Origin of the sequence: Ochrobactrum sp. SSR (genome assembly GCF_030067775.1) — a bacterium.
GTDB lineage: Bacteria > Pseudomonadota > Alphaproteobacteria > Rhizobiales > Rhizobiaceae > Brucella > Brucella teleogrylli.
On record NZ_CP125969.1, the window covers coordinates 37466 to 52123 of the forward strand.

Consider the following 14658-nt stretch of genomic DNA (forward strand, 5'->3'; position numbering starts at 1 on the left):
CCCTGTTTTTTGATAATGTATATACATATCAGAGGCGCAGCCAAGAGAAAAAATGCGCGGGAACATTCGAGGAGTTAATTTTCATGTCAGCAGCCAAGTCTGAACAGCGTTTCATCCATGCCGGTCAGGCGCTTCTCGATAATGGCTGGGCTGAGAATGTTCGCATTGGCATTGCCGGTGGAAAGATCACCTCGTTGGAGGCGGATAAAGCGGCGGGAGCTGGGGACGAGCGCCACGCGGCGATCATCGCAGGCGTGCCGAACCTGCACAGCCACGCTTTCCAGTACGGGATGGCGGGGCTTGCCGAAAGGCGCGGGCCGTCTGCCGATTCGTTCTGGAGCTGGCGCGAGATCATGTACAAATTCGCGCTCGCCATGTCGCCCGAACAGGCCGAAGCTGTGGCTCTGCGACTTTACGTCGACATGCTGGAAGCCGGATTTACCCGCGTTGGCGAGTTTCATTATCTGCATCACGACCGCGACGGCACGCCTTACGCCAATCTCTCCGAGATGGCCGACCGCATTGTGGCTGCAGCCAGCGCGGCGGGCATAGGCCTGACGCTGCTTCCGGTTTTCTATGCGCATTCGGGTTTCGGCGGCAGCGCGCCCAATGAAGGCCAGCGCCGTTTCATCAATGATCCGGACCACTTTGCGCGACTGATCGAAGGCTGCAGCCGAGCGCTGGCCAATTTCGACAGCGCAGTTTTGGGCGTTGCGCCGCACAGCCTGCGCGCCGTAACGCCGGATGAACTGGACGTCGTGACGAAGCTTTTGCCCGATGCGCCGGTGCATATCCATGTGGCCGAACAGGTAAAGGAAGTGGAAGACTGCATTGCCTGGGCGGGCAAGCGTCCTGTCGAGTGGCTTCTCGATAATCAGGAGTTGTCCTCGCGCTGGTGCCTCATCCATGCGACCCATATGACCGACGATGAAACCCGGCGCATGGCCGCAGCCGGTGCTATTGCCGGTCTTTGCCCGGTGACGGAAGCCAATCTCGGCGACGGAACCTTCAATGCGACGGTTTTTGCGGAAGCAGGCGGCAAGTTTGGCGTCGGTTCGGATTCCAATGTGCTGATCGGTATTGGCGACGAGTTGCGGCAGCTTGAATATTCGCAGCGCCTCCAACATCGCGCCCGCAATGTGCTGGCCGAAAGCGAAGCCTCCACGGGGCGCGCCTTGTTCGAAGGCGCGGTGCGCGGCGGCAACATCGCGATGGGTCGCGCCGATGACGGGTTGAAGCTTGGCGCGTCGGCGGATTTTGTCGCGCTGGATATGGCGCGGCTGCCTCATGCCAAGGGCGATGCCGTGCTGGATGGCTGGATTTTTGCCGGTCGAGCCCAGGTCAGTGACGTGTGGGTACGCGGCGTGAAACAGGTGGAGGGCGGTCGTCACCGCTTGCGGGATCAGGCGGAGCGTGCTTTTCAGAAAACGATTGGCGAATTGCTCGGCTGAAGAAATTCCTGCAAAAGTGGGAAACAAAGGGGGGAATAGCATGGCGGATGACGGTTCAGCGGCAAAAGACGGCCCGGTGCTTTCACTGCATCAGCGTATTTTGGACGATATTGAATCGCGCATCCTGTCTGGAGAGTGGGCGCCGGGGCACCGTATTCCGTTCGAACATGAACTGACCGAGCAATATGGCTGCTCGCGCATGACGGTCAACAAGGCGCTGACTCAGCTTGCCAAGGCCGGTCTGATCGAGCGCAAGCGCAAATCGGGCAGCTTCGTTTCGTTTCCGAGTTCGCAGGCCGCCATTCTAGAAATCCATGATATTCGCGATGAGGTTGCAGCACTTGGCGCGCCCTATCGCTTCGAACTGCTCAAGCGCTGGGACCGTCTGAGCGGGCCAGCCGACGCGCAGAAGATCGATATTCCGCGCCACACGCAGATCATCGATTTGGTCTGCCGTCATCATGCCGGGCAGCGGGTGTTTGCGTTGGAAGAACGCATCATCAATCTGGCCGCCGTGCCGGATGCGGCGGGGGCGGATTTTTTCCGAACACTCGCCCGGTCCATGGCTCGTGGCCTGCGTGCCGTGGAGTAGCGCCCAGCACTCCATTCGCGCCATTGCCGCTTCTCCGGAAAATGCCGCATTGCTCGATATTGCGCCGGGCTCGCCCTGTCTGGTGATCGAACGCCAGACCTGGAATGCCGATCTGCCGGTGACGCATGTGCGCTTCACCTATCCCGGCGACAGCCACGCGCTGGTGGCCAGATTCACGCCGTCGCAGGGGTAATTCCAAAAAGAAAAAAGCCGCCGCAGTGGGAGCGGCGGCCAAGAGGCGGCGTGATCGGGGTGGCGATCACACCGCGCGTTTCACTACGCCTTAAGCGGCGCGCTTCAGGGCGTCGCGGATGACCGAAACGATCGTGTCGATCTGTTCCTTTTCCACGATCAGCGGCGGCGACAATGCAATCACATCGCCGGTGACGCGGATCAGCAGACCCTTCTTGAAGCAATCCACGAAGACGTCATAGGCGCGCGCGCCCGGTGCGTCCTTGCGCGACGACAATTCGATGGCGCCGACCAGACCGAGGTTACGGATGTCGGTGACATTCGGCGCGTCCTTCAGCGAGTGCAGCGCTTCCTGCCAATGATCGGCAAGCTGCGCACCACGGGTCAGCAGGCCTTCCTCGGCATAGATTTCCAGCGTTGCGAGACCAGCAGCGGAAGCGACCGGATGGCCGGAATAGGTGTAGCCGTGGAAAAGCTCGATTGCGTTTTCCGGGCCGGTCATCAGGCCGTCATGGACCTTGCGGCTCGCAAAGACCGCGCCCATTGGAATAGCGCCGTTGGTCAGGCCCTTGGCGGTGGTGACGAGATCGGGAATGACGCCGAAATAATCGACCGCGAACGGGGTGCCGAGACGACCGAAACCGGTGATGACCTCATCGAAGATCAGCAGGATGCCGTGCTTGTCGGCGGTGGCGCGGATGCGTTCCAGGTAGCCCTTCGGCGGCAATATGACGCCAGCGGAACCGGACATGGGTTCGACGATGACGGCGGCAATCTTTTCAGCGCCGTGTAGTTGGACCAGACGTTCCAGATCGTCGGCCAGTTCGATGCCATGCGCCGGCAAGCCCTTCGAGAAGGCATTGCGCTCGATATCCAGCGTGTGGCGCATATGGTCGGCGGGAATCTGCGGGAAGACGCGGCGGTTGTTGACCAGCCCACCCACCGAAATGCCGCCGAAACCAACGCCGTGATAGCCTTTTTCGCGACCCAGAACCATGGTGCGGGTGCCCTGACCGATGGCGCGCTGATAGGCGATGGCGATCTTCAGTGCGGTATCGACCGATTCCGAACCGGAATTGGTGAAGAATACGCGATCAAGCTGCGCAGCCGGACCACCCGGCGCAATCGCGGCGAGTTTTTCGGCAAAGTCGAAAGCAACATTGTGGCCCATCTGGAAGGTCGGCGCGAAGTCCATCGTGGAAATCTGGCGCTCAACGGCTTCAGTGATCCGCTTGCGGCCATGACCGGCATTGCAGCACCAAAGACCTGCCGTACCGTCGAGAACCTGATTGCCGTCGGTGTCGGTGTAATACATACCCGAAGCGCTGGCGAGCAGGCGCGGCGCGGCCTTGAACTGCCGATTTGCGGTGAACGGCATCCAGAAGTTTTCAAGGCTGGGCGCGTTGGTTTTGGTGAGCATGGGAACCTCCTATTTTCAGGCAGGAGGACACGCTTTCTTGAAGGCAACAAGCCCTTTTCTTCAAGGATTTAAGCTATTGATTTTATGAGGATGGTTTCAGAAAATTATGCTATATCGAACATGATAAACACAAAGGGGAATGCCCGATGAGCATCGATATCGGCGGAAGGTTACGCTATGTGCGCATGCGGCAGAATCTGTCGCAGCGGGAGCTTGCAAAAAAGGGCTGGTGTGACCAACTCGACCATATCGCTGATCGAGGCCAACCAGTCCAATCCGTCGGTCGGCGCTCTCAAGCGTATTCTCGATGGTATTCCCATCGGCATGGCCGAGTTTTTCGCGCTGGAGCCGGATACGCCGCACAAGGTATTCTATCAGGCGGAAGAGCTGGTGGAAATCGGCAAAGGTCCCATTTCCTACCGGCAGGTGGGCGACCATCTGTTTGCGCGCTCGTTGCAGATATTGAAGGAGCGGTATGAACCAGGCTCCGATACGGGCAAGGTGCTGCTGATGCATGAGGGCGAGGAGGGCGGCATCGTCATATCGGGCCGCATCGAAGTGACGGTGGGCAGCGACCGGCGCATATTGGGACCGGGCGACGCCTATTATTTTTCCTCAAAACTGCCGCATCGCTTTCGCTGTATCGGACCGACAGCCTGCGAGGTGGTCAGCGCCTGCACGCCGCCGAGTTTCTGACGGCGCGCAGGCGGGTCTTTTAGTTGTAGCGCGAGATACCGAGATCGTCGGCGCGGATGTCGGGCTTATTGCCGCTGACCAGATCGGCCAGAAGCTTGCCCGAGCCGCAGGACATGGTCCAGCCCAGCGTACCGTGACCGGCATTGATGAACACATTGTCGTAGCGGGTTCCGCCGATGATTGGCGTGGAATCCGGTGTCATCGGGCGCAGGCCCGACCAGAAGGTCGCGGCCTTGAGGTCGCCCCCGGGGAACAGATCGCTGACCGACAGGTCGAGCGTGGCGCGGCGCGCTGCCGGAAGGTCTTTGGTGAAGCCGGACACTTCGGCCATGCCGCCGACACGGATACGGTCGCCGAGGCGCGTGATGGCGATCTTGTAGCTTTCGTCCAGAACCGTCGAGACCGGTGCGCGGCTTTCGTCGATGATCGGTGCGGTGATCGAATAGCCCTTCACCGGATAGATCGGCGCGTTGAGACCCAGCGACTTGATGAGCGCGGGCGTATAGCTGCCGAGCGCAACCACATAGCGGTCGGCTGTCAGAATACCGTCTGACGTTTCCACGCCGGAAACGCGCCCGCCGGATAGAACCAGCGACTTGATATTCACGCCGAAGCGGAATTTTACGCCCATACCTTCGGCAATCTTGGCCAGCGCATTGGTGAATTTGAAGCAGTCGCCGGTTTCATCATGCGGCAGGCGCAGGCCGCCGACGAACTTGTCCTTCACGCGGGCCAGCGCCGGTTCGATTTTCGCGCAGTCGTCGCGGTCGAGAACTTCGAACGGCACGCCGTCCTGACGCAGCACCTCGATATCCTTGCCGATGCCGTCGAGCTGGTATTGCTCGCGGAAAAGCTGCAACGTGCCCTGCATACGCTGGTCATATTCGATGCCGGTATCCTTGCGCAGCTCGACAAGTACATCGCGGCTATATTCTGCCACGCGCACCATGCGGGTCTTGTTGACCTTGTAACGGCTGTCCGTGCAGTTGGCGAGCATCTGCATCAGCCACACATACTGCTTGGGATCGGAAGTCGGGCGAATGACGAGCGGCGCATGTTTCTGGAACAGCCACTTTGCTGCCTTCATCGGAATGCCGGGCGCGCCCCATGGCGAGGCATAACCGGGCGAAACCTGACCGGCATTGGCGAAGCTGGTTTCCAACGCCGGACCTTCCTCGCGGTCGATGACCGTCACTTCATGGCCGAGCTTGGCCAGATAGTAAGCCGTTGTGACGCCAATAACGCCGCTGCCGAGTACGGTAATCTGCATGTTCGCCTCTTATTGTTATGTGTTTTGGCTCGACAGCGCACTATCCACGTAGATACGAGCATAGCGATGACCGAGCGCAGTCAGAATTTCATAAGGGATCGTGTCGCATTGGCTGGCCACGTCTTCCAGCCGCTGGTGCGGGCCGATCAGTTCCACGAGGCTACCGAGCTTGAGCGTGCCTTCCGGCAGCGCGCTTACATCGAGCGTGATGGAATCCATCGAAACGCGCCCGACGATGGGCAGCCGGGTGTCGCCGTAAAAGGCCGAACCCTTGTTGCTGAGCGCGCGGAACCAGCCATCGGCATAGCCCACCGCAATGGTGGCGATCCGCATGGGCGCTTGTGCGATATAGGTGCCGCCATAACCGATGGCCGCGCCCTTATCCACGTCGCGCACCTGAATGACGCGGGCCGACAGTGTCAGTACCGGCACGATAGCGCTTTTGGGGCCGACGCCATAAAGCGCGACACCGGGGCGGGCGAGGTCGAAATAATAGGCTTTGTCGAGAAAGCTGCCGCCCGAATTGGCGAAGGCCACCGGCAGCTTCGGCAGCCGAGCCAGAGCGGCGCGCATGGTCGCAAGCTGGCTTGCATTGGCCGGATTTTCCGGTTCGTCGCCGCTCGCCAGATGGCTGATGATGAAGCGTACGTCAATGCCGTCGAGCAGCGAAAGATTGTCCGCCAGCCGGTCTAGCTCTTTGGCCGAAAGGCCGAGGCGCGACATGCCGGTATCGACCTGCAAAAGTGCTGGCAGTTTCTTGCCGCTGCTGGCTGCGAGTGCGGCCCAGTTTTCCACCTGTTCCAGCGAGTTGAGCACCGGCACGATGCCTTCGCGGGCGCAGGCAGCTTCCGTTCCGGGCTGCAAGCCGTTCAGGACATAAAGTGTGGCGTCGGGGTTCAGGGCGGGCCGCAGCGCGATGGCTTCGCCCAAATGCGCCACAAAGAAGTCGCGGCAACCCGCTTCATAAAAGGCAGGCGCAACGCGATGCGCGCCAAGGCCATAGGCATCGGCTTTGACGACCGCCGCCGCACGGGTCGGCGCGATATGGCGGGCGACGGCAGTATAATTGTGCCGCAAGGCCGCAAGGTCGATGGTCAACACGCCGCCAGCGGCGAGATCGCTTTGCTCTTTCGAAAAATGCATCGACATTTCAACCATATCCATTGCGCAACGGTCATTGCCCTTATCCGCCGAACGCGTTGCCGCATCCCGACAGGGTATCGAAATATATTAATCGAAGACTATTCGAATGTTTTTGCTATCTGTCGCAGATTATGCGAATTTTGGCACATCTTGCGCACGTTTTAGCTTTTCATTCGAAGAATCTGCATGGCCACACTCGACAGTATAGACCGGAACATCATTCGCTGCCTGCGCCGCGACGGGCGCATGACCAACAGTCAGCTTGCCGCCGAGGTGGGGCTGTCACAATCCGCCTGTCTGCGGCGGGTGCAGATTTTGGAAGAGGGCGGTGTCATCCGTGGCTATACGGCCATTGTGGGTTCATCGGGTGGTGACGAACGGCTGGTCGCCATTGTGCGCATCACGCTCGACCGGCAGACGGAAGAATATCTCAACCGCTTTGAAGAGGCGGTGCGCCGTCACCCGGAAGTGCAGGAATGCTATCTGATGACGGGGGATGCAGATTATATTCTGCGCGTTGAAGCCGAGAATGCGGCGGCTTACGAGATCATTCACAAGGAAATCCTGTCGCGCTTGCCGGGCGTGGCGCGCATCCATTCCAGCTTCGCCATTCGCACGGTGCTGCTTTCGAAAGCGCCGTCATCGCGGGCGTAATGTCATTGATTAATGCATCCGCCACGCATCTCCCTCATCCTGAGGTGCGAAGCGAAGCGAAGCCTCGAAGGGCGAGGGCAGGCGCTGTGGCTGTTTTCCCTCGCCCTTCGAGACGCTCTTCTTCGACAGGCTCAGGAGAGGCTCCTCAGGGTGAGGGAAGAAGAGGCGTGGTCGTTTAAAAATCGACCGAGTGCAGGACCGATGCGTCAATGGTGTTGATATCGCGCTTGCCGCAAAGAGCCATGGTGACGTCGAGTTCCTTACGGATGATTTCGAGCGCCAGCGTGACGCCTTCCTTTCCCATGGCGCCGAGGCCATAGAGGAAAGGGCGACCGATGAAGACGCCCTGAGCGCCAAGCGCGCGGGCTTTCAGCACGTCCTGACCGGAGCGGATGCCTCCATCGACATGCACTTCGATCTGATCGCCAACGGCATCGACAATCGGCTTCAGCATGGAGATGGACGACGGCGCGCCGTCGAGCTGGCGACCGCCATGGTTGGACACGATGATGGCATCGGCGCCGGTCTTGGCGGCCATCTTCGCGTCTTCCACATCAAGGATGCCCTTGAGGATCAGCTTGCCGCCCCATTGTTCCTTGATCCAGGCCACGTCGTTCCAGTTCATCTGCGGGTCGAACTGTTCTGCCGTCCAGGAGGACAGCGAGGACAGATCGGTCACGTTCTTGGCGTGGCCGGCAATGTTACGGAAGGTGCGGCGTTGCGTACCCATCATGCCCATGCACCAGCCCGGACGGGTCGCCATCTGCCAGATATGCTTCGGGGTGAACTTCGGCGGGGCGGACAGGCCGTTGCGGATATCCTTGTGGCGCTGGCCGAGAATTTGCAGATCGAGCGTCAGCACTAGAGCCGAGCAGCCTGCCGCCTTGGCGCGACCGATCAGGTTCTTCACGAAGTCGCGGTCCTTCATCACATAAAGCTGGAACCAGAACGGCTTCTTCGTCACCGAGGCAACATCCTCGATGGAGCAGATGCTCATGGTGGAAAGCGTGAAGGGCACGCCGAAAGCTTCCGCAGCCTGTGCGGCCAGCATTTCGCCATCGGCATGCTGCATGCCGGTAAGGCCTGTCGGCGCAAGCGCGACCGGCATGGCCACATCCTGACCGATCATGGTCGTTGCCAGCGAACGGTTGGTCATGTCGACCAGCACGCGCTGGCGAAGCTTGATCTTCTTGAAGTCGTCCTCGTTGGCACGATAGGTCGACTCAGTCCAGGCGCCCGAATCCGCATAATCGAAAAACATTTTCGGGACGCGGCGCTGGGCGAGCCGCTTCAGATCGGCGATTTCAACGATGTTGGACATGACTCTTGCCCCTTGTGGTAAGTTTTCTTGACCAATCGCATGAAGGATCGCGCGACCGAAATCAAGTGCGAAGCTACAAAACACCGACATCAATTGGTCGTCAATTGAAGGGAGCGGCAATTCTGCTTATGCTATTTGCTTCATGGTATGCGTTCGCAGTGCAACAAGGATTTCGAGATGAGCAAGGATGGCAAGGGTTCCAAAACCGGTTTCATCGGCAAAAGCTCAAGTGCTGCCGGTGGCTGGGGCGCTCTGAAAAGCTGCGGCAAGCAGTTGCTTGCCAGTGGTGCGCCTCTGACGGGCGCCCGTGCCTTGCTCAAGGCCAACCAGCCCGATGGTTTTGACTGCCCCGGTTGTGCATGGGGCGATCCGGAACATGGCTCATCCTTCGAATTCTGCGAAAACGGCGTCAAGGCGGTGGCATGGGAGGCGACCGACCGGCGCACCACGCCCGCCTTTTTCCGCGAGCATACGGTTTCGCAATTGCGCAACTGGACCGATTACGATCTGGAAAACACTGGTCGTCTGACGCATCCGCTGCGCTACAATGCGGCGACTGACAAATACGAGGCCGTCGAATGGGATGCTGCGCTCGCCCGCATCGGCGAGCTTCTGCGCGCCTTCGACAACCCCAATCGGGTAGAGTTCTATACGTCGGGTCGGGCCTCCAACGAGGCCGCCTTTCTCTATCAGCTTTTCGTGCGGTCCTATGGCACCAATAATTTCCCTGACTGCTCCAATATGTGCCACGAAGCGAGCGGCGTGGCGCTGAAGCAGTCGGTCGGCGTCGGCAAGGGCACGGTGCTGCTGGAAGATTTCGAACAAGCCGATGCGATTTTTGTCGTCGGGCAAAACCCTGGCACCAATCATCCGCGTATGCTGGGCGATCTTCGCCGCGCTGCCGAACGCGGCGCGCGCATCGTTGTGTTCAATCCGATCCGCGAGCGCGGGCTGGAGCGTTTTGCCGATCCGCAAAACAAGCTTGAAATGCTGCATGGCGGCAGCGAAGCGATAGCCAGCGATTATTTCCAGCCACGTCTGGGCGGCGATCTGGCGGCGTTTCGCGGCATGGCGAAGGCAGTGTTCGCAGCCGATGACGCGGCGCTCGCCGCAGGTGAGCCGTCCATTCTCGACCGGGAATTTCTGAGCGCCCATACCGCCGAGCTCGAAGCCTATCGCACTGCCGTGGATGCGACGACGTGGGAGGAGATCGAGGATCAGTCCGGTCTGTTGCGGCAATCGCTGGAGCGGGCGGCAGAGATTTATATGCAGGCGGAAAAGGTCATCTGCACCTGGGCCATGGGCGTGACCCAGCATCGCCATTCGGTGATCACCATCCGCGAGATCACCAATTTCATGCTGTTGCGCGGCAATATTGGCAGGCCCGGCGCTGGCCTTTGCCCGGTGCGCGGCCATTCCAATGTGCAGGGCGACCGCACGGTCGGCATCACCGAAAATCCGCCGCAGGCATTTCTCGATGCGCTGGAAAAGGAATTCGGTTTCGATGTGCCGCGTGAGCCGGGCCATAACGTCATCGGCGCCATTGGCGCCATGCTGGACGGAACGGCACAGGCCTTTATCGGGCTTGGCGGCAATTTTGCCCGCGCGACGCCAGACAGCCCGATCATCGCGAAAGCACTGTCGAGCCAGCGTCTGACCGTGCATATCGCAACCAAGCTCAATCATTCGCATCTGGTGCCGGGGCAGGAATCCTTCATTCTGCCGTGTCTCGGACGCACCGAAATCGACCTGAATTCCAAGGGCGTGGCGCAGATCGTCACGGTTGAGGATTCCATGAGCATGGTGCACGGATCGGGCGGCATCAATTCGCCAGCCTCGCCGCATTTGCGTTCGGAAGTGGCGATCATTGCGGGCATGGCCAATGCGACGCTCGGTCCCAAGCCCGTCAATTGGCTGGAAATGGCTGATGATTACGACCTGATCCGCGACCGCATTGCGCGGGTGCTGCCTGATTTCTACGATTTTAACAAGCGTGTGCGCGTGCCGCGCGGTTTCCATCTGCGCAATACGGCGCGTGAACTGGAATGGAATACGACGAACGGCAAGGCCACGTTCTGGACCGGCGCGCTGCCCGAGGCCATCGAGCATCAGCAGGCGCGGGGCAAGCCGGGCCGCTATGTGTTGCAGACCTTCCGCAGCCACGACCAGTACAATACCACTATCTACGGCATGGATGACCGTTATCGCGGTGTCTATGGCGAGCGGCAGGTCGTGTTCATGAACCCGCTCGACATGGCGGATATCGGTGTCGAGGCGGGCGACCGCGCCGATATTGTCGGTGAATTCATCGATGGTCTGGAACGGGTCGCGCGCGACTTCCGCTTCGTGCCCTATGATATTCCGCGCGGCTGCATCGCTGGCTATTATCCGGAAATGAATGTGCTGGTGCCGCTTGGCAGCTCCGGCGACGAGAGTTTCACGCCGACCTCGAAATCGGTGATCGTTTCGTTCCGACCGGTTCAACCGGTCGCCGCTTGATGGATGGAACCGCTGCCGACTATATGGCGCTGGTCGAGAGGCTCGTTGCCACTTCGGAAAATCTTTCACCATTTAGCGCGGGCATCATCGCCGCACTGGCGCTGGGCGTTGCCGCCGACAGCCGGACTTTTGCCCGCGCGCTGGGTATCGAGCATGCGCTGGTGCTGCGTGAGGTGAATCTGCTGGGCGCAGACGGTGGCTATATCCGGATTTCGCAACGAGACCCGCGAACCCAGCGCACACGCTACGAACTCAGCCCTGTTGGTCGGCAGCTGGTTGAGAAAATCTAGAACCAATCCGCTTCCAATTTGAACAGTTCTTCGGGTGCTTCCTGCTTGACGCGGCCCTATTGCGCCGAGCGTTTGCAAAAATAGCCAGCGGGAATGGGCGCTTGCGTATTTCATAAAAACATCACTTGCTATTGGTTCTATATAGGTTCTATTATGTCGGATATGAATAGAACCACCTTAATCACATCCATCGAAGAGCGCGGCCTGCACGATCCGCAGCGGACGGGGCCGCTTTATCGCAATCTGGCGCGTATTCTCGGTGAACTGATTGAAGAGGGGAAACTGGCCCCCGCTGTCGGTCTGCCGCCGGAGCGCGACCTGGCCGAGGAGCTTGGGCTGGGGCGCATCACGGTGCGCAATGCCTATAAGGAATTGCTGGCGCAGGGTGCGGTTGAATCAAGGCGCGGCAGCGGTACATTTGTTGCGGAGCGCCCCGTGCGCATCAGCCAGCATTTGTGGCGGCTGACATCGTTTTCGGAAGACATGCTGTCGCGTGGCAAGGAGCCGGGCGCGCGCGTGGTGACGAACCGCCTCGACAAGCCGTCGCCGGATGAAGCCTTTCGGCTCGGCGTCGGCGTGGATACGTCCATTGTACGGCTCGACCGCCTGCGTCTTGCCGATGGCGTGCCGATGGCTTTTGAACGCGCCGTGGTGCCGCGCCATTATCTGGATACGGATCGTGTCGATGAAGCGTCGCTTTATGGCGCGCTGACGCGGCGCGGTTACAAGCCGGTGCGCGCCTTGCAGCGGTTGACCGCCGTGACTCTCGATCCCGGCACCGCGCGCCTTCTCGGCGTGCATCGCGGCGCTCCGGCGCTTTTGATTGAACGCATCTCGCATCTCGATGACGACCGTATCGTCGAATATACCCGCTCGCATTATCGCGCCGACGCCTATGACTTCGTCGCCGAACTGAAAATTGGAGAATGACCATGGTAAGCCAACCATCCCTGATGTTGCAGGAAACCGAGCAATCGCCTGCGGTGGTTGCAACGCTTCTGGAAAAGGAAGCCGGCACGCTGGCCGAGATCGCAAAGATTTTCGCGAAGAATGAACCGGCAGTCATCACCACGGCGGCGCGCGGTTCTTCCGATCATGCGGCGACATTCTTCAAATATCTGATGGAAATCACGCTCGGTATTCCGGTCGCCTCCATCGGGCCTTCGGTTGCTTCGGTCTACGGCTCGAAGCTGAAGCTTGCGCGCGGCGTGCATTTTACCGTTTCACAGTCCGGTGCCAGCCCCGACATCGTGGCAGCACAGGCCGCAGCCAAAAAGGGCGGCGCGACGACGATTGCCGTGGTCAATGTGGTGGACAGCCCCTTGGCGAAAGAGGCGGATCTCGTGCTTGCGCTGAATGCCGGTGAGGAAAAGAGCGTCGCGGCCACAAAGTCCTTCATTGCCGCAGTGGCTGCCCTGTCGGGCGTGGTCGCGGCTGCAAGCGGCGATGCCGATCTGCGCGCCGGTTTAGAGCGTCTGCCGGAAGCGCTTGCCGCAACCCGCCCCGATGGGCGCGAAGCTGTCGAAAACCTTCTTTTCAATGCGCGCTCGCTTTACACGGGCGGTCGCGGCACGGCCTATGCCATCGCGCTGGAAGCCGCCCTGAAGGCCAAGGAAACCGCCAATATTCATGCGGAAGCCTTTTCGCTGGCCGAACTGATGCATGGCCCGATGCGACTGGTGGAGGAAGGTTTCCCGATCATCTCCTTCTTGCCGCGCGACGAGGCTTTCGACACCAATATCGCGGCCTTGAAGCGGTTGCATTCCTTCGGCGCCAGCATCGTGACCTTGTCCGATGCCGAAACGCCGGGCTTCCGTCTGCCATCGGCCAGCACGGGGAGCCCGCATCTTGATCCGCTGGTTTCGCTCATCAATTACTACCGCGTCATTGAAGCGGTTACGCGCCGCAAGGGTTTTGATCCCGACAAGCCGCGCAATCTCAACAAGGTGACGGTGACGGTATGACAAAAAAATCAGCAATAGCCGGTGCGCGGATTTTCGACGGCGAGCGGTTTCACGATCAGTCTGCCCTTGTTTTCAGCGACGGCAAGGTCGAGGCCATTGTACCGGAGGCGGCACTTGGCGAGGCCCATCAGGTCGAGCGCGTGAAGGGTGGCGTCATTGCGCCGGGTTTTATCGATGCGCAGGTCAATGGCGGCGGCGGGCGGATGCTCAACGATCAGCCGACGCCGGAAACCATGTTCGTGATTGCCGAAGGGCATCGCAAATATGGCACCACCAGCCTGCTGCCGACGCTCATTACCGATACGACTGTCGTGCGTGACCGCGCCATTGAGGCGGCCGTTGAAGCGGTGAAAGCCGACAAGGGTGTCGCAGGCCTGCATCTTGAAGGGCCGCATCTGGCGCCTGCACGCAAGGGCGCGCATCTGGCCGAACTGATGCGTCCGGTCGATGACGCCGATATCGCTCTTTATATCCATACGGTCGAACAGATCGGTACATTATTGGTGACCATGGCCGCCGAACAGGTGACGCCGGAACAGGTGCGCCGTTTGAGCGATGCCGGTGTGGTGGTCAGCATTGGCCACAGTGACACGACGGCGGAAGAAGCTTTCAAGCGTTTCGATGCCGGTGCGCGCAGCGTTACCCATCTCTTCAACGCGATGAGCCAGATCGGCCATCGCGCGCCCGGTCTTGCCGGGGCGGCGCTCGACCATCCGGAGATCTGGTGCGGGATCGTTGCCGATGGCCACCATGTTGATCCGATGGCGCTGCGTCTGGCGCTGCGCGCCAAGCGCGGCGACGCGCATCTGTTCTTCGTCACCGACGCTATGGCGCTGGTCGGCTCCAATGCGGAGAGTTTTGAAATCAACGGTCGCGCCGTGCGGCGCGTACCGGGCGGCATCTGCTCCAAGCTGATCCTGTCCGATGGCACCATTGCCGGTTCCGACCTCGACATGGCCTCGGCGGTTCGGTTCGGCGTGGCGGAACTGGAATTGACGCTAGCCGAAGCCCTGCGCATGGCAAGCCTTTATCCGGCCCGTTATTTGCGGCTCGCTGATCGCGGATTGCTGCGCCCCGGCACGCGCATGGATGCGGTGCATCTTGATGACGGGTTGTTCGCGAAAACAACCTGGCGCTCCGGCGTGAAACAGGCAGCCGGGTAAGGG

At 60.2% G+C, this 14658-nt stretch carries 11 protein-coding genes and 2 pseudogenes; 9 read left to right on the forward strand and 4 right to left on the reverse strand.

Going from position 1 to position 14658, the window contains the following annotated elements; genetic code table 11:
• Positions 1–83 precede the first annotated feature (83 nt).
• Both QLQ11_RS00170 and hutC read left to right on the forward strand, forming a co-directional pair.
• A complete protein-coding gene (locus QLQ11_RS00170; protein ID WP_121536604.1) occupies positions 84–1451 on the forward strand; it encodes a formimidoylglutamate deiminase in 1368 nt (455 codons plus the stop codon).
• 40 nt (positions 1452–1491) lie between these two features.
• Positions 1492–2236: pseudogene (hutC, locus tag QLQ11_RS00175) on the forward strand (histidine utilization repressor).
• A gap of 90 nt (positions 2237–2326) precedes the next feature.
• Here hutC and QLQ11_RS00180 read toward each other — a convergent pair.
• Positions 2327–3655 (reverse strand): aspartate aminotransferase family protein, encoded by a 1329-nt coding sequence (locus tag QLQ11_RS00180; protein ID WP_109369574.1) that lies wholly within the window; start codon positions 3653–3655, stop codon positions 2327–2329.
• A 146-nt stretch (positions 3656–3801) separates the two neighbouring features.
• Between QLQ11_RS00180 and QLQ11_RS00185 the strand changes: the two are divergent.
• A pseudogene (locus QLQ11_RS00185) lies at positions 3802–4351 on the forward strand (cupin domain-containing protein).
• 19 nt (positions 4352–4370) lie between these two features.
• On the opposite strand, the gene QLQ11_RS00190 reads toward QLQ11_RS00185, so the two are convergent.
• Both QLQ11_RS00190 and alr read right to left on the reverse strand, forming a co-directional pair.
• The gene (locus QLQ11_RS00190; RefSeq protein WP_109369572.1) at positions 4371–5621 is read right to left on the reverse strand and encodes a D-amino acid dehydrogenase; all 1251 of its coding nucleotides are present in this window, start codon (positions 5619–5621) and stop codon (positions 4371–4373) included.
• Positions 5622–5636: 15 nt separating this feature from the next.
• Positions 5637–6779, reverse strand: a complete 1143-nt coding sequence (gene alr, locus QLQ11_RS00195) for an alanine racemase (RefSeq protein ID WP_121536656.1) — start codon at positions 6777–6779, stop codon at positions 5637–5639.
• A 171-nt stretch (positions 6780–6950) separates the two neighbouring features.
• On the opposite strand from alr, the gene QLQ11_RS00200 reads away from it, so the two are divergent.
• Entirely contained in the window at positions 6951–7418 is a 468-nt protein-coding gene (locus QLQ11_RS00200) for an Lrp/AsnC family transcriptional regulator (protein WP_078338830.1), read from the forward strand.
• Positions 7419–7593: 175 nt separating this feature from the next.
• Here QLQ11_RS00200 and QLQ11_RS00205 read toward each other — a convergent pair whose 3' ends face one another.
• Positions 7594–8739 carry an alpha-hydroxy acid oxidase gene (locus QLQ11_RS00205; protein WP_109369570.1) on the reverse strand — a complete coding sequence of 382 codons (1146 nt, stop codon included), beginning with the start codon at positions 8737–8739 and terminating at the stop codon, positions 7594–7596.
• Positions 8740–8916: 177 nt separating this feature from the next.
• Between QLQ11_RS00205 and QLQ11_RS00210 the strand changes: the two genes are divergently transcribed.
• The 5 genes from QLQ11_RS00210 (at position 8917) to nagA (ending at position 14655) form a co-directional block, all read left to right on the forward strand.
• A complete protein-coding gene (locus QLQ11_RS00210; protein ID WP_283735932.1) occupies positions 8917–11238 on the forward strand; it encodes an FdhF/YdeP family oxidoreductase in 2322 nt (773 codons plus the stop codon).
• On the forward strand, positions 11238–11528 hold the full coding sequence (locus QLQ11_RS00215; RefSeq protein WP_371830791.1) for a hypothetical protein: 291 nt from the start codon (positions 11238–11240) through the stop codon (positions 11526–11528). The genes QLQ11_RS00210 and QLQ11_RS00215 overlap by 1 nt, the downstream gene beginning before the upstream one ends.
• A gap of 162 nt (positions 11529–11690) precedes the next feature.
• Positions 11691–12458, forward strand: a complete 768-nt coding sequence (locus QLQ11_RS00220) for a GntR family transcriptional regulator (RefSeq protein WP_121536652.1) — start codon at positions 11691–11693, stop codon at positions 12456–12458.
• 2 nt (positions 12459–12460) lie between these two features.
• On the forward strand, positions 12461–13492 hold the full coding sequence (locus QLQ11_RS00225) for an SIS domain-containing protein (RefSeq protein WP_121536598.1): 1032 nt from the start codon (positions 12461–12463) through the stop codon (positions 13490–13492).
• Positions 13489–14655 (forward strand): N-acetylglucosamine-6-phosphate deacetylase, encoded by a 1167-nt coding sequence (gene nagA, locus QLQ11_RS00230; protein ID WP_121536596.1) that lies wholly within the window; start codon positions 13489–13491, stop codon positions 14653–14655. The genes QLQ11_RS00225 and nagA overlap by 4 nt, the downstream gene beginning before the upstream one ends.
• The last annotated feature ends 3 nt before the right edge of the window (positions 14656–14658 follow it).